26 protein-coding genes are annotated in these 23,680 nt (G+C 74.1%); 18 read left to right on the top strand and 8 right to left on the bottom strand.

Going from position 1 to position 23,680, the window contains the following annotated elements; translation table 11 throughout:
* The first annotated feature begins 2 nt into the window (after positions 1 to 2).
* From ACSJD1_RS15725 to ACSJD1_RS15715, 3 genes are read left to right on the top strand one after another with little or no spacing between them, the layout of a single operon-like run.
* The gene (locus tag ACSJD1_RS15725; RefSeq protein WP_438856222.1) at positions 3 to 740 is read left to right on the top strand and encodes a cytochrome c biogenesis CcdA family protein; all 738 of its coding nucleotides are present in this window, start codon (positions 3 to 5) and stop codon (positions 738 to 740) included.
* Positions 733 to 1,536, top strand: coding sequence for a response regulator (locus ACSJD1_RS15720; protein ID WP_438856221.1), 804 nt, complete (start codon positions 733 to 735; stop codon positions 1,534 to 1,536). Before ACSJD1_RS15725 ends, ACSJD1_RS15720 begins: the two co-directional genes overlap by 8 nt.
* Positions 1,533 to 2,669, top strand: coding sequence for a sensor histidine kinase (locus tag ACSJD1_RS15715; RefSeq protein ID WP_438856220.1), 1,137 nt, complete (start codon positions 1,533 to 1,535; stop codon positions 2,667 to 2,669). The genes ACSJD1_RS15720 and ACSJD1_RS15715 overlap by 4 nt, the downstream gene beginning before the upstream one ends.
* A gap of 64 nt (positions 2,670 to 2,733) precedes the next feature.
* On the opposite strand, the gene ACSJD1_RS15710 is transcribed toward ACSJD1_RS15715, so the two are convergent.
* From ACSJD1_RS15710 to ACSJD1_RS15700, 3 genes are all read right to left on the bottom strand, one after another.
* Positions 2,734 to 3,381 (bottom strand): GNAT family N-acetyltransferase, encoded by a 648-nt coding sequence (locus tag ACSJD1_RS15710; protein ID WP_438856219.1) that lies wholly within the window; start codon positions 3,379 to 3,381, stop codon positions 2,734 to 2,736.
* Between the two features lie 55 nt (positions 3,382 to 3,436).
* The gene (locus ACSJD1_RS15705; protein WP_438856218.1) at positions 3,437 to 4,885 is read right to left on the bottom strand and encodes a glutamyl-tRNA reductase; all 1,449 of its coding nucleotides are present in this window, start codon (positions 4,883 to 4,885) and stop codon (positions 3,437 to 3,439) included.
* Between the two features lie 67 nt (positions 4,886 to 4,952).
* Entirely contained in the window at positions 4,953 to 5,669 is a 717-nt protein-coding gene (locus ACSJD1_RS15700) for a hypothetical protein (RefSeq protein WP_438856217.1), read from the bottom strand.
* Between the two features lie 195 nt (positions 5,670 to 5,864).
* Between ACSJD1_RS15700 and hemE the strand changes: the two genes are divergently transcribed.
* The 14 genes from hemE (at position 5,865) to ACSJD1_RS15630 (ending at position 17,967) form a co-directional block, all read left to right on the top strand.
* Positions 5,865 to 7,025, top strand: coding sequence for a uroporphyrinogen decarboxylase (gene hemE / locus ACSJD1_RS15695; RefSeq protein WP_438856216.1), 1,161 nt, complete (start codon positions 5,865 to 5,867; stop codon positions 7,023 to 7,025).
* Complete coding sequence (hemG, locus tag ACSJD1_RS15690) at positions 7,022 to 8,554, top strand: protoporphyrinogen oxidase (protein ID WP_438856215.1); 1,533 nt, start codon at positions 7,022 to 7,024, stop codon at positions 8,552 to 8,554. Before hemE ends, hemG begins: the two co-directional genes overlap by 4 nt.
* 113 nt (positions 8,555 to 8,667) lie before the next feature.
* The gene (locus ACSJD1_RS15685; protein WP_438856214.1) at positions 8,668 to 9,102 is read left to right on the top strand and encodes a YtxH domain-containing protein; all 435 of its coding nucleotides are present in this window, start codon (positions 8,668 to 8,670) and stop codon (positions 9,100 to 9,102) included.
* Positions 9,103 to 9,125: 23 nt separating this feature from the next.
* Entirely contained in the window at positions 9,126 to 9,530 is a 405-nt protein-coding gene (locus tag ACSJD1_RS15680) for a phage holin family protein (RefSeq protein ID WP_438856213.1), read from the top strand.
* Positions 9,517 to 9,810, top strand: coding sequence for a DUF3618 domain-containing protein (locus tag ACSJD1_RS15675; RefSeq protein ID WP_438856212.1), 294 nt, complete (start codon positions 9,517 to 9,519; stop codon positions 9,808 to 9,810). Before ACSJD1_RS15680 ends, ACSJD1_RS15675 begins: the two co-directional genes overlap by 14 nt.
* Positions 9,811 to 9,829: 19 nt before the next feature.
* Positions 9,830 to 10,477, top strand: a complete 648-nt coding sequence (locus ACSJD1_RS15670; protein WP_438856211.1) for a GntR family transcriptional regulator — start codon at positions 9,830 to 9,832, stop codon at positions 10,475 to 10,477.
* A gap of 54 nt (positions 10,478 to 10,531) precedes the next feature.
* Entirely contained in the window at positions 10,532 to 11,041 is a 510-nt protein-coding gene (locus ACSJD1_RS15665) for an OsmC family protein (RefSeq protein ID WP_438856210.1), read from the top strand.
* A gap of 59 nt (positions 11,042 to 11,100) precedes the next feature.
* Positions 11,101 to 11,835: a hydrogen peroxide-dependent heme synthase gene (gene hemQ, locus ACSJD1_RS15660; protein ID WP_438856209.1), complete on the top strand. Its 735-nt coding sequence runs from the start codon at positions 11,101 to 11,103 to the stop codon at positions 11,833 to 11,835.
* A complete protein-coding gene (locus tag ACSJD1_RS15655; RefSeq protein WP_438856208.1) occupies positions 11,835 to 13,121 on the top strand; it encodes a ferrochelatase in 1,287 nt (428 codons plus the stop codon). Before hemQ ends, ACSJD1_RS15655 begins: the two co-directional genes overlap by 1 nt.
* Positions 13,118 to 14,089, top strand: coding sequence for a hydroxymethylbilane synthase (gene hemC / locus ACSJD1_RS15650; protein ID WP_438856207.1), 972 nt, complete (start codon positions 13,118 to 13,120; stop codon positions 14,087 to 14,089). The genes ACSJD1_RS15655 and hemC overlap by 4 nt, the downstream gene beginning before the upstream one ends.
* Positions 14,090 to 14,103: 14 nt before the next feature.
* Positions 14,104 to 14,901, top strand: coding sequence for a uroporphyrinogen-III synthase (locus tag ACSJD1_RS15645; protein ID WP_438856242.1), 798 nt, complete (start codon positions 14,104 to 14,106; stop codon positions 14,899 to 14,901).
* Between the two features lie 190 nt (positions 14,902 to 15,091).
* A complete protein-coding gene (gene hemB, locus ACSJD1_RS15640) occupies positions 15,092 to 16,087 on the top strand; it encodes a porphobilinogen synthase (protein WP_438856206.1) in 996 nt (331 codons plus the stop codon).
* Complete coding sequence (gene hemL / locus ACSJD1_RS15635; protein WP_438856205.1) at positions 16,084 to 17,421, top strand: glutamate-1-semialdehyde 2,1-aminomutase; 1,338 nt, start codon at positions 16,084 to 16,086, stop codon at positions 17,419 to 17,421. The genes hemB and hemL overlap by 4 nt, the downstream gene beginning before the upstream one ends.
* Positions 17,422 to 17,538: 117 nt before the next feature.
* Positions 17,539 to 17,967, top strand: a complete 429-nt coding sequence (locus ACSJD1_RS15630) for a hypothetical protein (RefSeq protein ID WP_438856204.1) — start codon at positions 17,539 to 17,541, stop codon at positions 17,965 to 17,967.
* 44 nt (positions 17,968 to 18,011) lie between these two features.
* Here the strand turns inward: ACSJD1_RS15630 and ACSJD1_RS15625 are convergent, their stop codons facing one another.
* The 5 genes from ACSJD1_RS15625 to ACSJD1_RS15605 form a co-directional block, all read right to left on the bottom strand.
* Positions 18,012 to 18,404, bottom strand: a complete 393-nt coding sequence (locus tag ACSJD1_RS15625; protein ID WP_438856203.1) for a DUF1304 domain-containing protein — start codon at positions 18,402 to 18,404, stop codon at positions 18,012 to 18,014.
* Positions 18,405 to 18,432: 28 nt separating this feature from the next.
* Complete coding sequence (locus ACSJD1_RS15620) at positions 18,433 to 19,263, bottom strand: ABC transporter permease (protein WP_438856202.1); 831 nt, start codon at positions 19,261 to 19,263, stop codon at positions 18,433 to 18,435.
* Positions 19,263 to 20,165 (bottom strand): ATP-binding cassette domain-containing protein, encoded by a 903-nt coding sequence (locus ACSJD1_RS15615; protein ID WP_438856201.1) that lies wholly within the window; start codon positions 20,163 to 20,165, stop codon positions 19,263 to 19,265. Before ACSJD1_RS15615 ends, ACSJD1_RS15620 begins: the two co-directional genes overlap by 1 nt.
* A gap of 48 nt (positions 20,166 to 20,213) precedes the next feature.
* Positions 20,214 to 20,987: an isocitrate lyase/PEP mutase family protein gene (locus ACSJD1_RS15610; RefSeq protein ID WP_438856200.1), complete on the bottom strand. Its 774-nt coding sequence runs from the start codon at positions 20,985 to 20,987 to the stop codon at positions 20,214 to 20,216.
* 160 nt (positions 20,988 to 21,147) lie between these two features.
* On the bottom strand, positions 21,148 to 22,389 hold the full coding sequence (locus ACSJD1_RS15605; RefSeq protein WP_438856199.1) for a cysteine desulfurase-like protein: 1,242 nt from the start codon (positions 22,387 to 22,389) through the stop codon (positions 21,148 to 21,150).
* A 163-nt stretch (positions 22,390 to 22,552) separates the two neighbouring features.
* Between ACSJD1_RS15605 and ACSJD1_RS15600 the strand changes: the two genes are divergently transcribed.
* A complete protein-coding gene (locus ACSJD1_RS15600; RefSeq protein ID WP_438856198.1) occupies positions 22,553 to 23,644 on the top strand; it encodes a serine hydrolase domain-containing protein in 1,092 nt (363 codons plus the stop codon).
* Positions 23,645 to 23,680: the final 36 nt, after the last annotated feature.

Below are 23,680 nucleotides of genomic sequence, written 5' to 3'. Positions count from 1 at the left end.
CCGTGACCGCGTCGCTCACCCTCGCCCTCGCCGCCGGCGTGCTGACCGTCGCTGCGCCCTGCGTGCTGCCGTTGCTGCCCGTCATCGTCGGCGGTTCGATCGTCCAGGGCGGCGACGAGCGGCGGGCGCGGTACCGCCCCTACGTGATCGCCGCGTCGCTCGCGGCATCCGTCGTCGCCTTCACGCTGCTGCTCAAGGCGACCACGGCGCTCCTCGGCATCCCGCCGCAGGTCTGGCAGGTGATCGCCGGCGGCATCGTGATCCTGCTCGGCGTCGACATGGTGTTCCCGCGACTGTGGGAGCGGGTGTCGACCGCACTCGGCTGGGGCGCGAAGAGCGGCGAGCTGCTCGACCGCTCGGTCCGCCGGCAGAGCGTCGGCGGCGACATCCTGACGGGCGCGGCCCTCGGCCCGGTGTTCTCGAGCTGCAGCCCGACCTACGCGCTGATCGTGGCGGCGGTGCTCCCGGTCTCGTTCGGCGAGGGCGTGCTGTACGTCGTCGCCTACGCGGTCGGGCTGGCGGCGATGCTGCTGCTCATCGCGCTGCTGGGTCGGACCCTCGTGCGGCGGCTCGGGTGGCTCGCGAACCCCGACGGATGGTTCCGCCGCACCATCGGCGTGATCTTCATCGCCGTCGGGGTCATGGTCGTCACCGGCTTCGACAAGACGCTGCAGACGTGGATCCTCGACGCCGGGTTGTACGATCCGATCGCACGCCTCGAGGAGGTGATCGGTGGCTGACCAGGTCGACCTGCTGCTCGACGGGCGCCTCGTGCTCCTCGTCGACGACGACCCGACCGTGCTCGAGGTGTGCCGCGCGTACCTCGAATCGGCGGGCTTCCGGGTGCAGGATGCCGCGGACGCGTTCGTCGCGCTCGACCGGATCGCCGCGGAGCGCCCCGACCTCGTCGTGCTCGATCGCATGCTGCCGGGCGTCGACGGCATCGAGGTGTGCCGTCGCATCCGCGCGACCTCGCAGGTGCCGGTCATCATGCTCACGGCCCTGGGCGGCGAGGACGACCGCATCGCGGGCCTCGAGGCCGGCGTCGACGACTACCTCGCGAAGCCGTTCTCGCCGCGCGAGCTGACGCTGCGCGTGCAGTCGGTGCTGCGTCGGGCGCTCGCCGTCGAGGCCGCCGGAGCGGCCGTCGCGGGCTCGGAGGCCGCGGTGATCTCTCGCGGGCCGCTCCGCATCGATACCGCCGCCCACACGGTCGACCTCGACGGGCGCCGGCTCGCGCTCACGCAGCGGGAGTTCGAGCTGCTCGCGTTCCTCGCGCGCCGGCCGGGCACGGTGTTCTCGCGTGAGGACCTGCTTCAGGGCGTCTGGGGCTGGAGCCACGGCGACCTGTCGACCGTCACCGTGCACGTGCGGCGGCTGCGGGAGAAGATCGAGGCGGATGCCGCGAACCCGCGCATGCTCGTGACGGTCTGGGGGTACGGCTACCGGTTCGACGATCCGGGCGCGAACGGCGCGCCCGGCGCCGGCGCGAGCGGCGGACCGAGCACCGGCGCGAGCGGGGAGGCGACCCCATGAGCGGCACCGACCTCCTGCTCGTCGTCGCGGTGTCGGCCGCGATCGCCGCGGCGGTCGGCTTCATCGCCTGGCTGCTGCTGCGCCGCTTCGCATGGGCCCCGATCGTGGTGCACCTCGTCACGGTGGTCGTCGCGGCCGTGGCATCCGTCGTCGGGGGCGTGCTCGTCGCGACCCAGGCGATGTACCTCTCCGACCACGACGCGCAGATCGCGCTCGCGATCGCCGTCACGAGCGGGGTCGTCGCGATCCTCACCGCGTCGATCCTCGGGGCCGAGATCGCGCGCGCCGCGCGCGTGCTGCGCTCGGCGGCCGAGGATCTCGGCCGCGGCGTCCCGGTCGAATCGCGCCCGCTGCCGATCGGCGAGTTCCGGGCCGTGCTCGACGAGCTCGCGGCATCCGATGCGCGCATCCGCGCCGCGCGCGAGGAGGTCGAGCGCCAGGAGCAGGCCCGCCGCGAGCTCGTGACGCGCGTCGCGCACGACCTTCGCGTTCCGCTCGCCGGCATCCGCGCGCAGGCCGAGGCCCTGCAGGACGGGCTCGCGCCCGACCCCGACCGCTACCTCGCCCGCATCGCGGCGCAGGTCGACCGGCTCGACGCGCTCGTCGCCGACCTGTTCGCCGTCTCGCAGATCGACGCGGGCGCCCTGCGCCTGCGCACCGAGCGGCTGTCGCTGGCGGATGTCGCGAGCGACGCCGTCTCGGAGCTCCGCGGCCTCGCCGACGGCGCGGGCGTCCGGCTCGACCTCGTCGTCACGGCCGAGGAGTCGAGCACGGTCGAGGGCGACGCGCTGCAACTCGGGCGCGCGGTCGCGAACCTGCTCGCGAACGCGCTGCAGCACACCCCCGCCGGCGGACGCGTCGAGGTCACCGTCGACGGCGGGGACGACGCGGTGCGCCTCGCGGTCGCCGACAGCGGTCCGGGCTTCGCCGAGGAGGACCTCGCGCACGCGTTCGAGGCCGGATGGCGCGGCTCGTCGGCGCGCTCGCCGCACCGGCTCGACGTGACCGGCGGCGCCGGCCTGGGGCTCGCGATCGTGCGCGGCATCGCCCGCGCGCACGGCGGCGACGCGTCGGCGACGAATGCGCCCGGGGGCGGCGCGGTGCTCGCGGTGACGCTGCCGCGCGCCCGCTGAGGCACGTACGGAGTCCGCCCGACGCGCTCGCCGGATCGCGGCGACGGGCGGATCGAGCCCTGGGTCAGTCGGAGCGGGCCGCGCGCAGCGCGCGCCACTCGCGCCGGAGCATGCCGTACGACGCCGTGTCCTGCCACTCGCCGTCGTTGTACTCCTCCTCGACGAGGGTCGCCTCGCGCCGCATGCCGAGGCGTTCGCAGAGACTCGCGGATGCCGCGTTGCGGGCGTCGAGGTGCGCGACGACGCGGTGCGCGGCCAGCCGGCCGAACGCGAGGTCGAGCAGCACGTCGGCTCCCTCGGTCGCGAGCCCGCGGCCGTGGAAGTCGGGGTGCACGACCCATCCGATCTCGAGTCGCGCGTGCTGCGCGCTCGCGAGGCGGACCATCAGGTCGCCGATCACGCGCCCGTCGAGCGCCATCGCCAGGAAGATCGCGTCGCCGTCGGCGACGAGCCGGCGCATCGCCGCGCGCGCCTCGGTGTGCTGGCGGGCCTCGTCGCGCGCTCGTTCGGGCCAGGGGATGTAGCGGAGCACCTCGGGCAGGCGCTGGTACTCCCACACGTCGTCGGCATCGGATGCCGCGAGCGGCCGCAGCGTCATCCGCGCGGTCGTGAACGGCCGTCGCTCGGCCTCGGCCACGTCGTACGGAAGGCGAAGGGCCGGCGGGCCGGCGTCGGCCGCTTCGTCGGGCAGCGCGTGGAGGATCGTGGACATCGAACGGCAGCGTACCGCGCAGCACGGCCCCTCGGGCCGCCGCGGTGGGATCGGGTCAGCGGGAGCCGGAGGCGCGACGTTGTTCCGCGTCGACGGTGTCGTCGGCGTCGGACGCCGGGGCGGATCCGACCGGCTCCGCCTCCGGGCGGATGCCGAAGATCGCCTCGAGCCCGTCCAGCCAGGCCTGCTGCTCGCCGTTCCGGGCGTACTCGCGCGAACGGACCATCGGGGTGTGGAGCAGGACGCCCGCCATGTGCCGCAGGGCCGCCTCGGTGCGGCCATCGTCGTCGCCGCGCGAGCGGGCGCGCTCGATCTCGGCGTCGAGCACGTCGAAGACGTGGCGGCGGAGGGCCACGACGGCCGGGGCGAGGTCGAGCTCCTCGGCGACGCTGCCGAAGTTGCGGGCGGCGCGGTCGACGATCTCACGGGCGGCGTCCGTCGAGCCGAACTCCTCGAGAGGCGCGTGGATCTTGATGGTCTCGAGGTCGAGCAGCTCGACGCCCGCGACCTCGACGACATCGGGCGCGACGTTGCGCGGCAGTCCGAGGTCGATGACGAGCTGGCGCGGCACCGCAGCCGCGTCGTCCGGGGCGCTCGAGGCATCCGTCGCGCCCCCGGCGCTCGACCGGCCCGTCGACGCCGTCGACTCGCGGCCCGGCAGCAGCGCGACCGGAGCGGGCCCGCCGGCCACGGCGAGCTCGGCACGCCCGAGCTCGAGCAGGTCGCGATCGACGACGTGGTGGTCGACGGTCGTGCACGTGACGATGAGGTCGGCGCCCGCGGCGGCCATCGCGTAGTCGGGGTTCGACACCGCCTCGATGCCGTGGTTCTCGGCGAAGCGCCCTGCGCGACCGGAGACGGAGTGCACGGCGACGTCGACGACGCCGCGGTCGCGGAGCGCCGCGAGCGTCGCGCCCGCGTAGCGGCCGGTGCCGACGAGGAGCACGCGCACGGCCGACCAGTCGGTCACTCGGCTCTCGGCGAGCTCGAGCGCGAGGCGCACGAGCGAGCGGCCCTCGTTGCCGATGCCCGTGCGGTTCTTCACCTTGCGCGAGGTCTGCGAGGCGCGCTGGAAGAGGCGCTCCAGTTCGGGCGTGGTCGTGCCCTCGGCACGGGCGCGCTCGAGCGAGCGGCGCACCTGGCCCGCGATCTCGCCCTCGCCGACGACGACCGACTCCAGGCCTGCGGCGACTGAGAACAGGTGCCCGGCGACGGCGTTGCCGTGCACGAAGTCGAAGGTGCTCCGCAGCTCGTCGGTCGAGAGGCCCGCGACGTCGCCGACCGCGAAGATGGCGTCGTGCACGGCCTCGACGGGGGAACCGCCGTGCGGCACGTCGAGGTCGAGGTACGCCTCGTAGCGGTTGCACGTCGAGACGACGACCGCGCCGCGGACCGCGTCGTGCCCGTCGGCCAGCCGCGGTCCGGCGTGCTCGGAGGACGCCGAGAGACGTTCGAGCATGTCGAAGCCGGCGTTCTTGTGGCTCGCGGAGAGGCAGATGAGCACCGGTCGATTCTACCCGGCGTCGAAACCGCCTCCGACCGGCCGCGTCACATCACTCGGAGTCGACGGCTCAGGCCGCGGCTCGCCCCTGCCGGACGACCGGGATGGCGCCCGTCACCGGCGGGAGCTCGAGGCCCTCGGCCGCGAGTGCGGCACGGTGCCGCGCCTTCCATGCTCGGACGGTCGCGAAGAACGGCGCGTCGGTGAGCGCGTACCGTCCGGGGCGCGGGTCGCTCAGCATCATCGGCAGCTCGATGCTCGAGCCGTCGCGGCGGATCCGCACGACCGCGACGGGAACGCTCGTGCTGCCCGCGACGGTCGAGTCGGCTCGGATGTTGCGCACCTCGCGCCACGGGAAGGCGGCGGCGCGCCTCGGGCGTCGCCCGCCGCCCCAGAACGCGATGCCGTGGTCGTCGGCCACGATCGAGAACCGAGCGGGCAGTCGCGGGGCGCGGCTGCCGGGACGGGTCAGTCCATCGAGGCGGCCGACCAGTTCGCGGTTGCGGATGCCGCACCCCACCGCCCCGGCGTGGACCGACTCGAGTGCGCGATGGCGGGCCCGCGCTCGCGCGGACGCTGCGCCGCGCACGATCGCCGAGACGAGGATGACGAGGCCGGCGACGACGGCGAGCCCCAGTGCGATCGGGGTGCCGGGCACCTCGGGAAGGGTCGGGACGACCCGCTCGACCTGTCGAGCGCCGAGGACGAGCACGGCGATGACGACGGCCGCGATGACGGCGACGAGCACGATGAGTCCGGTGCGGTGCCGCGTTGCGATGCTGGACACAGTGGTGTTCTCCGTGGGTGGCGGAGGCGCGCGAGCGCGGGGGGCGCGGAGCGCGTCGTCGTGGCGGGGACGCACGACCCGACCGACCATAGCGTCGTGGGAGCGCGGCCACCAGCCCCAGTCCTCCGAACGGCCGACACCCGGCGCGCGCCTCCGTGCCGCCCGGGCGAGCGGCATCAGTGCCCGCCCAGCCCGATGGGGGAGGATGTCACGGTGAACCTCTCCCCGCAGCATCCGCTCGCCGCCGGCCTGACCCACGACTCGCGCCTCGTCCGCGCCTACCGGGGCCTGCGCAGCGACACGCTGCCCGTCTGGTTCATGCGGCAGGCCGGCCGGTCGCTGCCGGAGTACCGCGAGCTGCGCGTCGGCACGAGGATGCTCGACGCGTGCCTCGACCCGGCGATGGCCGCGGAGATCACCCTGCAGCCGGTCCGGCGGCACGGCGTCGACGCGGGCATCTTCTTCAGCGACATCGTGGTGCCCCTGAAGCTCGTCGGCGTCGACGTCGAGATCCAGCCGGGCCGCGGTCCGGTGTTCGGTCGGGCGTACGCGGATGCCGCGGCCGTCGCCGAGCTCACGGCGATCGACCCCGCCCGCCTCGACGAGGCCGCCGGGCCCATCACCGAGGCCGTGCGGCGCACCGTCGCCGAGCTCGCGACACTCACCGCGCCGGGTGCGCCGACCTCGACCCCGCTCATCGGCTTCGCCGGCGCGCCCTTCACGCTGGCGGCCTACCTCGCCGAGGGCGGGCCGTCGAAGGACCACCTCGCAGCCCGCACGCTCATGCACGCCGACCCCGGCGCCTGGCGCGCCCTCATGGACTGGACCGCCGAGCTGACCGGCCGCTTCCTCCGCACGCAGGTGCTGGCGGGGGCATCCGCAGCCCAGCTGTTCGACTCGTGGGCGGGCGCGCTCTCGCTCGCCGACTACGAGGCGCACGTCGCGCCCGCCTCGGCCGCGGCCCTCGCGCACGTGCACGACCTCACGTACGAGACGACGGATGCCTCCGGCACCGCCGGCACGCACGCGGTCCCGGTCGTGCACTTCGGCGTCGGCACGGGCGAGCTCCTCGGCGCGATGAAGTCCGTCGGCGTCGACGTCGTCGGCGTCGACTACCGCGTGCCGCTCGACGTCGCGGCGCTCCGCGTGGGCGAGGGCGTGCCGCTGCAGGGCAACCTCGATCCGGCGCTCCTCGCGGCGCCGCGGCCGGTGCTCGAGGCCGCCGTCCGCGACGTGATCGCGCGCGGCCGCACGGCGCCCTCGCACGCGTTCAACCTCGGGCACGGGGTGCCGCCGGAGACCGACCCGGCCGTGCTCACGCGCGTCGTCGAGCTGGTGCACGAGGCCGGACGATGACCGACGCCGCCGCACCGCTCGACCACCGCTCGACCGACGTCGTCGTGCTCGGCGGCGGCGTCGCGGGGCTCGTCGCCGCGCTCCAGTGCGCGCGCCTCGGCCTCGGCGTCGTGGTGCTCGAGCAGTCCGAACGCCCGGGCGGCTGCGTCGGCCGCATCGAGGTCGACGGCCTCGCGCTCGATGCGGGCGCCGAGTCGTTCGCGACCCGCAACGACTCGGTCTCGACGCTCGTCGAGCGCCTCGGCCTCGCCGACGCCGTCGAGTCGCCGAATCCGGCCGGTGCCTGGCTCGTCTGGGGCGACCGGAGCGGGCGCCGCGCGGCTCGCCTGCCGCGCACCGGCGTGCTCGGCATCCCCGCCAACCCGCTCGGCGAGGACGTGCGCGCGATCATCGGCTGGGGCGGCGCCTGGCGCGCGTGGCGCGACCGCATCACCCCGATCCTGAAGATCGGCCGCGCCGAGCGACTCGGTCCCCTCGTGCGCCAGCGGATGGGCGACGCCGTGCTCGACCGCCTCGTGACGCCGATCTCGGCGGGCGTCTACTCGACCGACCCCGACGACCTCGACGTCGACGTCGTCGCCCCCGGCCTCAACGAGGCGATGACCCGCGCCGGGTCGCTCTCCGGCGGCGTCGGCCAGCTCATCGAGGCCCGACGCGCCGGCAGCGCCGTGCTCGGGCTCCGCGGGGGCATGCACACGCTCGTCGACGCGCTCGCGAACGAGCTCGCGCGCTTCGGCGCCGAGGTCCGAACGGGAGTCCGTGCGACCGCGCTCGAGCGGACCGTCGCCGACGCGGACGGCTCGGCGGCGACTTGGCGCGCGATCGGCGAGCCCGTGCCGGCCGATGCGGGCGTGCCGGCCGGCGACCTCCCGGCCGATGAAGCGCCCGCGGCATCCGTCGTCGTCGATGCGCGCTTCGCCATCGTCGCCACGCCCGCCCACGTCTCGCGCGCACTGCTCGCGGGGATCGCGCCCGCCGACGCACTCGTCGAGGAGTGGCCGGCCGCGGCATCCGTCGAACTCGTGACGCTCGTGCTCGACGCGCCCGAACTCGACGCCGCACCCCGCGGCACGGGCGTGCTCGTCGCGGCGGGCACGCCGGGTGTCGCGGCGAAGGCGCTCACGCACTCGAGCGCGAAGTGGCCCTGGCTCGCCGAGGCGGCCGGCGGTCGCCACGTGGTCCGGCTGTCCTACGGCCGGGCCGGAGCCGCGAGTCCGCTCGACGGCCTGGGCGACGACGCCGTCGCAGAGCTCGCCCTGCGCGACGCCTCCGCGCTGCTCGGCGTCGACCTCGACGCGTCGCGCCTGCGCGCGCACGGACGATCCGCCTGGCGCGACGCGCTCTCGCAGGCCGCCGTCGGCCAACGCGGTCGCGTGCGAGCGCTCGAGGCCGCGCTCGAGCACGACGAGGACCTCGCGCTCGCCGGTTCATGGGTCGCCGGGACCGGGCTCGCGTCGGTCGTCCCGCACGCCGTCGAGGCCGCCGAGCGCATCCGCCGCCGGTCGCTCCGCCTCGCCGAGGATGCATAGCCGGATCGGCATACGATCGCCCGGATCGCCCGGCAACCCCCTTGCGCCGCATCCGCCGGGGTCTACGCTGGAGTGACGCTGTCTGAAGAACCGCAGCGGGGGATGGGGTGCACATGAAGGGCAAGATCCTCTTCGTCGTCGGTCTCGGCGTGGGCTACGTGCTCGGCACGAGGGCGGGGCGGGAACGCTACGAACAGATCCAGAAGGCCGCCCAGGGCGTCTGGAACCAGCCCGCCGTCCAGGACGGCGTGCAGACCGTGAAGGACTTCGCGATGGCTCGCGCCGGCGACGTGGGCGACGCCGTGCTCGACAACGCCAAGAAGCTGGTGCGGCAGATGACGGAGGGGTCGTCGACGACCGGCACCGGTTCGACGAGCGGCGCGAAGTCGACGGCGTCGACGGCGTCCACGTCGAAGTCGTCCGGCTCGAAGTCGTCGACGTCGAAGTCCTCCGGGTCGAGCTCGTCGACCCGCTCGAGTTCGGCGAAGTCCGGCGGGTCGGGTTCCAAGGCCTCGGGCTCGTCCGACTCGTCCTCGTCCTCGTCCTGACCGACCAGCGGAGGTGACACCCGATGGCTGCACCACTCAACGACGACCGGTCGCTGTTCACCCTGGTCGGTGAACTGCCCGACCAGATCCAGGCGCTCGTCAAGGCCGAGATCGACCAGATCAAGGCCGAGCTGAGCTACAAGGCCAAGCACTTCGGCATCGGCGCGGGGCTGGTGGTCGCCGCGGCGTTCATCGGCATCTTCCTGCTCGGCACGCTCATCGCGACCGGCATCCTCGCGCTCTCGCTCGTGATGCCCGGCTGGGCTGCCGCGCTCACCGTGTCCGGCATCCTGCTGCTGCTCATCGCGATCCTCGTCGGTGTGGCGCTCGCGAACTTCCGACGCGGCAGCGAGCCGCTCGAGACCATCGAGAGCGTCCGCAAGGACATCGACGCCATCACCGGAAGGGGCGACTATGACGGGCACTGACGTCGTCCGGCTCGACAGGAAGCAGCAGCGCAACTTCACGCGCCTGCAGGCGCACGACAATGCGCGCGCCGCACGCGACCAACTCGCGGGCACGCTCGGCGCGCTCGAGGAGAAGCTCAACGTGCCGAAGCGCGCGGCGCGCGCGACCGCGCGGGCGAAGCGCAGGATGCAGCGCTTCGCCGACGAACAACCCGGCGCGGCGATCGCGCTGGCCGTCGGCGTCGCGGCGGCCGTCGGTGTCGGGGTCTGGCTCGTGGTGCGTGCCAACCTCGACCGCTGAATCCGGGCGCGTCCACGCCGTGGCGGCCTCGACGGCCGTCGAGCGCGTCACCGCGGTGCTGCGCGACGAGATCCTGAGCGGAGAGCTCGCCCTGGGCACCCCGCTTCGCGAGGAGCACGAGTCGGCCCGCCACGGCGTGTCGCGGCACACCGTGCGCGCCGCGTTCCAGCGGCTGGTCGCCGAGCGCCTCGCCGTCGCCGAGCCGTACCGCGGCGTCCGCGTGACGAGTTTCGACGATCGCGAGATCGTCGCGTTGCAGCAATTGCGAGCCGCGCTCGAGATCGAGGCGCTGCGCATCGCGTTCGCGCGGTACGGCGGCACGCTGCCCGACCACGTGCTCGAGCCCGCCCGCGCGGCGGTCGATGCCATGGAGCGCGCCGGCGACGACGGCCCGGGCGGGGCGACGGATGCCGCGTGGCGGCGCATCGAGCGTTCCCACGCCGACTACCACGCGGCGCTCGTCGCGGCATCCGACAGCCCCCGCATCATCGAAGCCCACGCGGCGATCGGCAGCGAGATGCTGCTGTTCGTCGCGCACATCCGGCGGCACTCCAGCGTCGCCGACCTCGTCGAGGACCACCGGCGCCTGCTGGTCGAGCTCCTCGAGCGCGGGCCCGAGGCCATGCGCGCCCATCTCGAGCACTCCACTCGGCTGCTCACCGACTGAGCGGCCCGCGTCGCCCGTTTGGTGCAGCGGCCGCGACGCGGCGAGGATGGCGCAATGGACCAGGCCGAGCTCCGGGCGCTGCAGGCGCCGCTGAAGGACCGCTACCGCACCGACCCCGACTCCGCGATCGCGCCCGTCGCGGCGCGTGCGAGCTTCTCCGATCCCGGCATCACGGCGACCGTCGAGGGATGGGCGGGGCCGGTGCGCACGGGCCTGCACCCCACGACCGGCGGCGACGGTTCCGACGCCTGCTCGGGCGACCTGCTCCTGCAGGCGCTCGTCGGGTGCGCGGGGGTCACGCTCCGGTCGGTGGCGACGGCGATGGGCCTCGAGATCCGCTCCGCCGAGGTGCGCGCCGAGGGCGTGTTCGACGCGCGCGGCACGCTCGGCATGAGCCGCGACGTGCCGGTCGGGCTCCTCGACGTGGTCGTCACCGCGGTCGTGGACACCGACGCCGACGACGCCGCGCTCGAGCGCCTCCGCACCGGGACGGAGCGCTTCTGCGTCGTCGCGCGCTCGCTCGTCGAGACCCCCGAGTTCGTGATCGAGCGTGCGGCGCGCTGAGCGCGGCATCCGTCGACGCCCTTTTTTGACCTTTCAGGTTGCGGGGGGAGGATAGTGCCATGTCTTCCCCCGCTGCCGAAGGGGCAGCCGCGAGCGCACCCGAGTCCGATCCGACCCCCTCGCCCGAGGGCTACACGCTGTTCGCCGTGCTCCGCAAGGATCCGGCACGACCCGACGACCTCGACGGCCGCGACGTGCCGCGCTTCGTCGACGAGCTCGACGGCGTGATCAACCTCGTCGAGGACGAGGGCGTCGTGGTCCGCGGCATCTACGACGTGTCCGGCCTCCGGGCCGACGCCGACGTGATGCTCTGGCTGCACGGCCCCACCGCCGAGGGGCTGCAGTGGGCGCTTCGGGAGCTGCGCCGCTCGCGGCTGTTCCGGGCGCTGCTGCCGACGTGGAACGCCATGGGCGTGCACCGCGACGCCGAGTTCAACAAGGCGCACGTGCCCGGCTTCCTCCGCGGTATCGAGCCGAAGGCCTGGCTCACGGTCTACCCGTTCGTCCGCAGCTACGAGTGGTACCTCCTGCCGCCCGAGGAGCGCGGCCGCATGCTCGCGGAGCACGGGCGCAAGGGCGCCGCGTTCAGGGGCGTCGTCGCCAACACGGTGTCGGCGTTCGCGCTCGGCGACTACGAATGGCTCCTGCCCATGGAATCGGACGAGCTCAACGACCTCGTCGACATGATGCGCGACCTGCGCGCGACCGACGCGCGTCGGCACGTGCGCGACGAGCTGCCGTTCTACACCGGCCGCCGCGTCACGACCGCCGAGCTCGTGGAGGTGCTGCAGTAATGGCCGCGACGAACCTCGGCGGCGCGGGCGCCGAATCGGCCGAGCGCGCGCAGGCCGCCGCGGCGGGCCACCCGCTGCGCGGGGTGAAGCCCGCGGCTGCGACATCCGCCCCCTTCGCTCCCGGTGCGGTCGTGCCGGGCGCGACCGAGCCCGCGCAGTCCGGCCCCGAGCACGTCGAGGCGCCCGTCGCCTACGACGCGATCCTGCTCGCCGGCTTCGGCGGGCCCGAGGGCCAGGACGACGTGATCCCGTTCCTGCGGAACGTCACTCGCGGTCGCGGCATCCCCGACGAGCGCCTCGAGGAGGTCGCGCACCACTACCGCCACTTCGGCGGCGTGAGCCCGATCAACGAGCACAACCGCGAGCTGAAGGCGGCGCTCGAGGCCGAGCTGGCCGGCCGCGGCATCGACCTGCCGGTCATCTGGGGCAACCGCAACTGGGACCCGTACATGAACGACGCGCTGCGCGAGGCCGGCGATCGGGGCTTCACGAAGCTCATCGCGGTCGCGACGAGCGCGTACTCGTCGTACTCGAGCTGCCGGCAGTACCGCGAGGACTTCGCTGATGCCCTGGAGGACACCGGCCTGGGCGGTGTCATCCGGATCGACAAGGTCCGGCAGTTCTTCGACCACCCCGGCTTCGTCGCCCCGTTCGTCGAGGGCGTGCGCGACGCGCTTGCGAAGCTCGAGGCCGACCACGAGTCCTTCGATCCGACCACCGACGTCGAGGTGCTGTTCGCGACCCACTCGATCCCGACGACGGATGCCGCGAAGTCGGGTCCCGCTGAGCGGGGCTTCGGCGAAGGCGGCGCCTACGCGGCCCAGCACACCGCCGTCGCCGAGGTCGTCATGCGCGAGGCCGGTGCGGCCGACGTGCCGTGGCAGCTCGTGTACCAGTCGCGCTCGGGGCCGCCGACGCAGCCGTGGCTCGAGCCCGACGTCAACGACGCGATCGCCGAGCTGCCCGCAGCGGGCCGCAAGGCCGTCGTGATCGTGCCGCTCGGGTTCGTCAGCGACCACATGGAGGTCATGTGGGACCTCGACGAGGAGGCCATGGAGACGGCGGAGGAGCATGGCCTGGCCGCCGTGCGCGTGCCGACGCCCGGCGTGCACCCGGCGTACGTCGCGGGTCTCGTCGACCTCGTGCTCGAGCGCGTCAACGGCACGCCCGCCGCCGAGCGCCCGCACACGACCGACCTCGGCCCCTGGTACGACGTCTGCCGGCCGGGCTGCTGCGAGAACGTGCGACTCGGCTTCAAGCCGGCCCTCGCGGGGATCGCGCCGTGACCGCCGCGGCGGCCAAGCGCGACGTGATCCGCGTCGGAACGCGCGGCAGCGCCCTCGCGCTCGCCCAGACCAACCAGATCGCCGAGCGCCTCGGGAAGGCTGCCGACGCCGATATCGAGATCGTGACCGTCACCACGCAGGGCGACACGTCGCGGGCGTCGCTGCAGTCGATCGGCGGCACGGGCGTCTTCGCCGCCGCGCTGCGCGAAGCACTCGTCGCGGGCGAGTGCGACGTGGTCGTGCACTCGCTGAAGGACCTGCCGACCGCCGACCACCCCCAGCTCAGGCTCGGCGCGGTGCCCAAGCGCGCCGACGCGCGCGATGCGCTGTGCGCGCGCGACGGCCTCACGCTCGCCGAGCTGCCCGAGGGGGCCCGCATCGGCACGGGCTCGCCTCGCCGCATCGCGCAGCTCGCCGCAGCGCGCCCCGACGTGGTCGCCGTCGACGTGCGCGGCAACATCGACACGCGCCTCGGGTTCGTCGAGCAGGGCGAGCTCGACGCCGTCATGCTGGCGGCCGCGGGACTCGGCCGACTGGGGCGAGCGGATGCCGCGACCGAGCGCTTCGCGCTGAGTGACTGGCCGACCGCTCCCGGGCAGGGCGCGCTCGCGCTCGAAGTCCGCGACGAGCGCGCGTCCCGCCACCTGCAGCGCGCGCTCGACGCCGTCGACCACGGCACCACGCGGGCGACGGTGCTCGCCGAGCGCCTCGTCCTCGCCGGCCTCGAGGCCGGCTGCGCGGCCCCCGTCGGGGCGACCGCGTTCGTGGAGGACGAACTTCTGTTCCTCACGGCGACGGTGTACAGTGCCGACGGGACGCGGCAGTTGACGAGTTCGCACGCCGCGACCCCCGACAGCCGCTCGGCCGCCGACTTGGCGGATGCGGCACGCGACGTCGCATCCCGCGTCGTCGCGGACCTCCTCGGCAACGGCGCCGCCGACCTCGCACCTGCCCAGGAGTCGCCGTGACCGAATTCGAACCGATGACCGGCGCGATCAACCTGCCCGGAGCCGACGGCTCCAAGCCGCTCGCAGGTTGGCGCGTGCTCGTGCCCCGCGGCGGGCCCTGGGGCGACTCGGTCGCCGCATCCCTCCGCGCCCGGGGAGCCTCGCCGGTCATCGCGCCGATGATCAACTTCGCGCCGACCGACGACCAGCCCGCACTCGAGGCGGCGCTCGCGAAGCTCGCCGCCGGCGGCTTCGACTGGGTCACGGTCACGAGCGCGACCACGGTCGACGTGCTCTCCTCGTACGGTGCGGTCATCCCGGAGGCGACGAAGGTCGCCGCGGTGGGCGAGACCACCGCGGCCGCCCTCGTCGCCGCCGGCTACCGCGCCGACATCGTGCCCAGCGAGGAGAACTCCGCGCGCGGGCTCCTCGAGGAGTGGGAGGCCGCCACCGAGGGCGTGGTGCCGCTGCGCGTGCTGGCGCTGCGCTCGGCCATCGCCAAGCAGGTGCTCTCGGTCGGCCTCGAGCGCATCGGCCACCACGTCGAGGCCGTGGTCGCGTACCGCACGGTCGGCGTGCCGGTCACGCAGAAGGTCGTGGACGACGTGCGGGCCGGCAAGGTCGACGCGATCCTCGTGACCTCGGGCAGCGTCGCCGAGCAGGTGCAGGCGCAGCTCGGCCCCGTGCCCGAGAAGACCCTCGTCGCGGCGATCGGCCCGCAGACGCAGAAGGATGCCGCGGCCTTCGGCCTCCGCGTCGACGTGATCGCGGCGGAGCGGTCGGCCGAGTCGCTCATCGACGCAGTGGTGAACTCCGCGCTCGCGAGCGCCTGAGTCCGCCCGCGGCATCCGCTCGCCCGCGCACGCGACCGCGCGCTCGCATCGGAGTGCCGTTTCTGCGGTGGAGTGCGGTTCCATCCGGACCTCCACCGCAGAAATCGCGCTCGGACGGCGGCGGCCACTCGGCCCACCCCGCGCACCCGCGCCCACCGACCGCACAGGCGCGCCCGCGTAGGCTTGCCGGGTGACTTCCGCACCCGCGCCCCGCGTGCGGCCCCGGCGACTCCGTGAGACGCCGGCCCTGCGCCGCCTCGTGTCCGAGACCCGCCTCGACCCCGCCGAGCTGGTCCTCCCGATCTTCGTCCGCGAGGGCGTGAGCGAGCCGATGCCGATCGCCTCGATGCCGGGCGTCGTGCAGCACTCGCTCGACTCGGTGAAGCAGGCGGTGACGGATGCCGCAGCCTCGGGCGTCGGCGGCGTGATGCTGTTCGGCGTGCCCGAGACCCGCGATGCGACCGGCTCGTGCGGTGTCGACCCGAACGGCATCCTCAACGTCGCGACGCGCATCGTGGCCGACGAGGTCGGCGACGCGCTCGTCGTGCAGACCGACCTGTGCCTCGACGAGTTCACCGACCACGGCCACTGCGGCGTGCTCGACGAGCTCGGCCGCGTCGACAACGACGCGACGCTCGAGCGGTACCGGGAGATGGCGCTCGTCCAGGCGGCGTCCGGATCGCAGCTCCTCGGCCTCTCGGGCATGATGGACGGCCAGGTCGCCGCGGTGCGCGACGCGCTCGACGGCGCCGGATTCACGAGCACCGCCATCCTCGCGTACTCGGCCAAGTACGCCTCGGCGTTCTACGGCCCGTTCCGCGACGCGGTCGAGTCGACGCTCGAGGGTGATCGCCGCACGTACCAGCTCGATCCCGGCAACCGCCGCGAGGGCCTCCGCGAGGCCATGATCGACATCGACGAAGGCGCCGACGTCGTGATGGTCAAGCCCGCGGGGTCGTACCTCGACGTGCTGGCCGACGTGGCCGCCGCGAGCGAGGTGCCCGTCTGGGCGTACCAGGTGTCTGGCGAGTACGCGATGATCGAGGCCGCCGCCATGCACGGCTGGATCGACCGCCGCCGCGCGGTGATCGAGTCGGTCCGGGGCATCCGCCGTGCCGGCGCCGACGCCGTGCTGACCTACTGGGCGACCGAGCTCGCCGGATGGCTCCGGGAGGGGACCGAATGACCACCGCATCCACGGCGACCAACGCCGACCTCTTCGCCCGCGCGCAGGCCGCGATCCCGGGTGGCGTGAACTCGCCCGTCCGCGCCTTCCGGTCGGTCGGCGGCACGCCGCGCTTCCTCGTCTCGGCGCGCGGCCCGTACGTCACCGACGCCGAGGGTCGCGAGTACGTCGACCTCGTCGCCGGATGGGGGCCCGCGATCCTCGGCCATGCCCACCCCGAGGTCGTCGCCGCCGTGCAGGACGCGGCCGCCCGCGGCCTCTCGTTCGGCGCGTCCACGCCGGTGGAGACCGAGCTCGCCGAGCTCATCGAGCAGCGCGTCGCCCCGGTCGAGAAGCTGCGGCTCGTGTCGACGGGCACCGAGGCGACCATGAGCGCCATCCGCCTCGCCCGCGGGTTCACCGGCCGCGACCTCCTCGTGAAGTTCGCCGGGCACTACCACGGCCACTCCGACGGCCTGCTCGCCGAGGCGGGCTCGGGCCTCGCGACGTTCGCGCTTCCCGGCTCCGCGGGCGTGCCGGCCGACGTCGCCGCGCTCACGCTCGTCGTGCCCTACAACGACCTCGACGCGCTACGCGCGGTGTTCGCCGAGCACGGCGACCGCATCGCCGCCGTGATCACCGAGGCGGCCGCCGCCAACATGGGCGTCGTGCCGCCGCAGCCCGGCTTCAACCGCGCGCTCGTCGAGCTCGCCCACGCGCACGGCGCGCTCGTCATCAGCGACGAGGTGCTCACCGGCTTCCGCGTCTCGAGGGCCGGCTGGTGGGGCATCGAGGCCGCGACGGATGCCGCGTACACGCCCGACCTCGTCACGTTCGGCAAGGTCGTCGGCGGCGGCATGCCCGTCGCCGCGCTCGGCGGTCGTGCCGACGTGATGGAGCGCCTCGCCCCGCTCGGCCCGGTCTACCAGGCGGGCACGCTCTCGGGGAACCCGGTCGCCGTGACCGCGGGCGTCACGACGCTGCGCCTCGCCGACGACGCGGTCTACGCGAAGCTCGACGAGGTCAGTGCGCTGCTGCAGCGCGAGGTCTCGGCCGCGCTCTCCGCCGAGGGGGTCGCGCACGGCGTGCAGGTCGCGGGCAACCTCTTCAGCTTCCTGTTCGGCGAGGCCGTCGCCGGGGGCGCGCACGACTACGCGGGCGTGCTCGCCCAGGAGTCGTGGCGCTACGCGCCCTTCTTCCACGCGATGCTCGACGCCGGCGTCTCGCTGCCGCCGAGCGTCTTCGAGGCGTGGTTCGTGACGGCCGCGCACGACGAGTCGGCGGTCTCGCGGATCCTCGACGCGCTCCCGACCGCAGCGCGCGCGGCGGCATCCGCTCGCCCGCCGGCCGCCTGACCCGCATCCTGCCGGCGAGCCTCGCCGCGCGATGAGAGGTTCCGGCAACGGAACCGATCCTGCCTTTGTGGAGCGTCGACCACGACCATGACGGCGGGCTCGGGCAGGATGGGAGATATGGCCAACCTGCGCGTCCACAACGATCGGCTCGAGGTCCACCTCACGCCGGCCGAGAAGTCGCTCGCGTTGCGCGGCGCCGACGTCATCGTCCAGCGCGACGACATCCGCTCGGCCATCATCACCGACGACCCGTGGATCTGGATCCGCGGCATCCGCCGCCGTGGCTCCGAGGTGCCGCTCGTCATCGCCGTCGGGGTCTGGAAGACGCACAGCGGCAGCGACTTCGTGCTCGTGAAGGGCAAGCGCCAGGCGGTCGTGCTCGAGCTGTCGGACGGCGAGTTCGGCCGGCTCGTCCTCAGCACCAGCCGGGCGACCGAGCTGATCGACCGGCTGAAGGTCGGCGCACCCGACGACGACGACGCCCAGCCGGCCGCGCCGCGCGTCGAGGCCGACGACTTCGCACAAGAGGAGACGAGCGGCGACTGAGCCGGTCATTCCCGCATGCGGCGCGAGAAGGCCGCCGGCGAGGCTCAGGCGAGGAGCAGCAGCAGCACGAACCCGATGAGCGGCAGCGTGCCCTGCACGAGCGCCGGGCGCAGGTAGCCGCGGCCCGTCGTCGTCAGCACCACGGCCGCCGCGGCCATGCACGCCGTGCTGAAGAGCGCGAGCGCCAGCCCGGCCCTCGGCAGCTCCGTCCACAGGAGCCAGATGCCGGCGAGCGCCCCGATCGCGAGGAACAGGTTGTAGAACCCCTGGTTGTACGCCATCGGGCGGAGCACCTCGGCCTGCTCGCGGTCGCGCACGCCGAACACGCGCCAGGTCGACGGCTGCATCCAGCGGACGCTCTCGAGCACGAAGATGTAGACGTGCAGCAGCGCGGCGAGCACCACCACGGCGCTGCCGACGATCGCGAGCAGGTTCATGGACGGATGCTACGCCCGCGACGGCACGTCACGATACGTCGCGGCGCCACGTCGTCGCCCCGCCGATGATCGTCGTCACGACGGCGATGCCGAGCAGTACGAGCCCGCCCTGCCACCACTCGAGCGCGTCGCTCGCTCCGAGCGAGGCCACGCTGTAGAACGAGGCGCCGACGAGCGCGTCGCTCGCCGCCCCGGGCAGGAACCGCCCGATCGACGCGGTGACGTCGTTGAGCGACGACACGAGCCGCAGCACGGGCTCGACGAACTGCGTGAACGCGATGACGATCACGATCGCCGCGACCTGGTTCGGCACGAGCGCGCCGAGCCCGACCCCGATCGCCCCCCAGAGGGCCATGGCGAGGATGCCGCGACCGATCAGCGCCCAGGTGTCGCTCGAGTCGAGGCCGGTGTCGAGGTCGAAGGCGGCGAGGGCGGCGGCGCCGGCCCCGACGGAGGTGGCGAAGCCGATGACGCCGAAGGCGGCGCCGACGACGAGCTGCGAGGCGAACTTCCCCGAGAGGACCGTGGTGCGGTGCGGCTCGGCGAGGAACGTCGTCGTGAGCGTGCGGTGCCGGAACTCCGTCGTCACCGCGAGGGCGCCGAGGAGGACCGGGAACACGTATCCGATCGACGACGCGAAGCTGTAGAGCAGCGGCGCGAGGTCGACGCCCGGCGGGACCCCGGTGTTCCCGCCCGCTGCCGCGGCGGCATCCGGGTTCTGGATCGCCCATCCGAGGAATGCGCCGAAGCCGCCCGACATCACGGCGACGTAGCCGACGAGAACGATCGCGAGCAGCCACCACATGCGGGTGGTCAGGACCTTCTGGAACTCCGCACCGACGGAACGCACGATCGACATCACGCCTCGCCCTCGCCCTCGCCGACGAGCGCGAGGAACGAGTCCTCGAGCCCCGACTTCAACGGGTGCAACGAACTCAGCTCGACGCCGCCGAGGAACGCGGCATGCCCGACGATGCCCGGATCCGGCTCGACGACGATGAGCCCGCCGCGACCCTCCGTGTAGTCGAGGCCGGCCTGGTCGAGCGCGGCGGCCAGTCGGGCGCGGTCGGGCGAGTCGACGACGGTCCGCGGCGAGGCGTCGAGTTCGAGGCTCGAGAGCGAACCGGTCCGGACGAGCCGCCCGCGCGAGATGATGACGACCTCGTCGACCGACTGCTGCACCTCGCTCAGGAGATGCGAGCTCACCAGCACGGTGCGACCGTCGCGGGCGAGCGACTGCAGGAACCCGCGGATCCACTTGATGCCCTCGGGGTCGAGGCCGTTGATCGGCTCGTCGAGCACGAGCACGCGGGGGTCGCCGAGCAGCGTGGTCGCGAGCGCCAGCCGCTGACGCATGCCGAGCGAGAACCCGCCGACGCGGCGGTTCGCGAATTCCGACATGCCGACCTGCTCGAGCACCTCGTCGACCCGTGACGAGCGGATGCCGGCGGAGGTCGCGGTGACGCGCAGGTGGTTGCGGGCCGTGCGGCCCGGATGGAAGGCCGCGTCGAGTGCTGCGCCCACCGTCTCGAGCGGCTTCCTCAGGTCGCGGTAGACGGTGCCGCCGAAGGTCGCCGTGCCGGCCGTCGGGCGTTCGAGGCCGAGCAGTGTGCGGAGCGTGGTCGTCTTCCCGGCGCCGTTCGGCCCGAGGAACCCGGTCACCCGGCCGGGTTCGACCGTGAAGGTCAGGTCGTCGACGGCCGTGACGGCGCCGAAGCGCTTGGTGAGTCCGGTGATCTCGATGGTGGTCCCATCGCCCATGCGCGATCCTCTCGATGTGTCGTGATGCCGTCGCGGCCCGGCGGCGGCTCAGTTCAGTGGGCGGATGCCGCGGGGCAGCACGCCGCCGCGGTACAGCATGGCCGCGAGGTCCTGCAGCGACGCGAGCGCGACGCGCTGCGAATACGGCCCGTACGAGATGCGTGCGACGCCGAGTTCGGCGAGCCGGTCGGGCGGCGGGACGTCGGGGAGGCCGATGAGGCTCACCCAACGCCATCCGATGCCATCGACCAGCTCGGCGACGACCTCCTCGCCGAAGTTCCCGGGCACGAACACGCACGTGGCTCCTGCATCGAGGTAGGCGCGCCCCCGCTCGATCGCGTCGGCGATCCACACCTCGCGCGGCCGGTCCTTGCCGCGGAGCCAGGCGTCGGTGCGAGCGTTGAGCGCGAACGGGACGCCCTCGGCGTCGGCCGCGGCGACGGCGGCCTCGACCGCGGCCACCGAGTCGGCGAGCGGCCGCAGCTGGTCCTCGAGGTTCGCGCCGACGACGCCCTCGCCGATCGCGCGCCGGATCGTTCCGCCGGGGTCGCCGTAGCCCGCCTCGAGGTCGGCGCTCACCGGGACCCCCACGGCGCGTGCGATCCGCCCGACCATGTCGAGCATGAGCTCGACCGGGATGTGCTCGCCGTCCGGGTATCCGTAGGCGGCGGCGATCGAGTGGCTCGCGGTCGCGAGCGCCCGGGTCTCGGGAAGGGCGGCGACGGCATTCGCGCTCACCACGTCCCACACGTTGACGACCTGGAGCAGCTCGTCGTCGACGTGCAGTCGGCGCAGTTCGGCGCCGGCCTCGGCGGGGGTCATGCGCCCAGACTATTGCCCGGCGCCCGCTCGGCGGAGGACATGCCCCGGTTCGTCGCAGGTCGCGACCCGGATCTCCTCCCGCATGGATTCCGGCAGATGGGGTCGCGGGGGCGGTGAGTGGCGGATTCCCATGCGCCTGAGGGCGCGCAGCGCGGCCGCGTCAGGCGACGGCGCGTCGCAGGCCGGCGATGAGGCGATCGACGTCTTCGTCGTCGGTGTAGGGCGCGAGCCCGATGCGCAGTCCGCCGTCGTCGCCGAGCCCGAGGTGGCGCGACGCCTCGAGTGCGTAGAAGTTCCCGCTCGGTGCGAGCACCCGGTCCGCGGCGAGGGCGTCCGAGACGGCGGATGCCTCGTGGTCGGCGAAGGTGGCCAGCAGCGTCGGGGTGCGCCGCGATGCGCGCGAGTGCACCGTCGTGCCGGGCAGGTCGGCGAGCGCCGACTCGAGCCGGGCGAGCAGGCGCGACTCGTGCTCGTGCAGGGCGGCGTACGACGCGGCGAGGCGCGTGCGCCGGGAGCCGGAGGCATCCGCCGTGCCGCCGGCCGTCTCGGCGGGCCCGTCGGCCGGGGCGGCCAGCGCGGCGAGCACGTCGACCGCGGCCGTCACGCCCGCGAGCAGCTCGTACGGCAGCGTGCCGAACTCGAACCGCTCGGGAACGACGTCGGTCGCGGGCAGCAGCTTGTCGGGCGCGATGGACTCGAGGAGCGTCGGGTCGGCGACGAGCAGTCCGCAGTGCGGCCCGAGGAACTTGTACGGCGAGCAGGTGAGGAGGTCGGCGCCGAGCGCGACGAGGTCGGGCAGCTCGTGCGCGGCGTAGTGGACGCCGTCGACGAAGAGCAGGGCGCCCACGGCGTGCGCGGCCTCGGCGATGGCGGGGACGTCGGGCATCGTGCCGATGAGGTTCGAGGCCGCCGTCACGGCGACGAGCCGGGTGCGGTCGGTGAGGGCGGATGCCACGGCCTCGACCGGGAGCTCTCCCGTCGCCGGGTCGAACGCGACCCACCGAACGGTCGCGCCCGCACGCTCGGCGGCCTGCACCCAGGGGCGCACGTTCGAGTCGTGGTCGAGCCGGGTGACCACGACCTCGTCGCCGGGGCCCCAGCCCGTCGACAGGTGGCGCGAGAAGTCGTAGACGAGCTGAGTTGCGCTCCGGCCGTGCACGACGCCGCGCGGGTCGGCGCCCGTGAAGTCGGCGACCGCCGAACGGAACGCCGCGACCGCGGCATCCGCTCGCTGCGCCGACTCGCCGAGCTGCCCGCGGTTCGAGAGCGGACCGGTGAGCGTCGCGGCGATCGCCTCGCCGACCCGGCGCGGCGCCTGCGTGCCGCCCGGGCCGTCGAAGAGCGCCCAGCCGTGCTCGAGGGCGGGGAACCAGGAGCGGATGCGGGCGACGTCGTAGGCCATGGCCGCGAGCCTAACCGCCCCGACTCGGCGCATGAGAATCCGGTCGGGGGTGCCACGGGGCGCGGCATCAGCCGGATCCTCATGCGCTGGTCGGACGTCGGCGGGCGCGATGGGGCCGCGAGGTCGGAGGGCGCGATCAGGGAGCGCGAGTACCATGCCCGGTATGGCCGCGCACCGCGTGGCGCACCGGCATCCGCACTCGCACCGGCACGTCGCAGCCGCCGTCGTCGCGGCGGTGGCGATCGGGGCGATGAGCGGATGCGTCTCGGGCCCGCCGTACGACCAGCTCCTCACGGGCGACGAGGAACTGCTCTCGATCGCGCGCGCGCAGTACACGAACGCCGGGGATCGCGTCGCGATCGCGCTGATCGACGGCGACGAGGTGCGGACCGCCTTCGTGACCGCCGATGCGGGGACCCGGTTCGGGTTCGGAGGAGCGACGAGTGCGCTCACCGGGCTGCTCCTCGCCGACGCGATCGACCGTGGCGAGGTCGCCCTCGACGACCCGGTCTCGGCCTACCTCGACCTCGGGGACGCGCCGGCCGCCGCGCTGTCGCTCCGAAGCCTCGCGACCCACCACGCCGGGCTCCCGCAGGACCCGCTCGGGCCGGGAGCCTACGAGCCGGCCGCGGCCCCCGGGGAACGGGCACTCGACCGGGGCGGCCTCGACGCCCTGATCGCCCGGGTCGCCTCGCTCGACCTCGTACCCGAACTCGAGTACAACCCGAGCGACTTCGACGGCGCGCTCGTCGGGCAGGCGCTGGCGGCTGCCACCGGGACCCGGTACGCCGACCTGCTCGCGGAGCGCGTGTTCGCTCCCGCGGGGATGGCGGACGCCCTGGTGGTCGAATCCGGCGACCTGCTGCCCGACGGCCTCGCGCAAGGGCACGACCGGCAGGGCGAACGCGTGGCCGCGAGGGGGTCGGGGGCCTATGCGCCCGCCGTCGGCGCCGTGGTCACGATCGGCGACGCGGTCGCGCTCGCCCGGGCGATCCTCGACGGACCCTTCGCCGAGAGCGCGGCCCTCGAACCGGTCGACGCCACCCGGTGGCCGCAGATCGAGGTCGGACTGTTCTGGGAGCGCATCTCGTCGGACGACGGCGAGGTCGTCTACGTCACCGGCTCCGCCGAGGGGTTCACGGCGGCCGTGCTCGCCGACCAACGCGCGGGCCGCGCGGCGGTGCTGCTCTCGAACTCGGAGGAGGCGTGGCCGTGGCTGCGGCTGCGCCCGCTCCTCGGCCTCGTGGTCGGCTGATGCGGCACGGGAGCCGCCGGAGTACCATTCGGGGCG

This window comes from Agromyces excoecariae, from assembly GCF_051715505.1.
Taxonomy (GTDB): domain Bacteria; phylum Actinomycetota; class Actinomycetes; order Actinomycetales; family Microbacteriaceae; genus Agromyces.
Note: the sequence above shows the minus strand (reverse complement) of the source record. Positions and strands in the feature narration are given on the sequence as shown.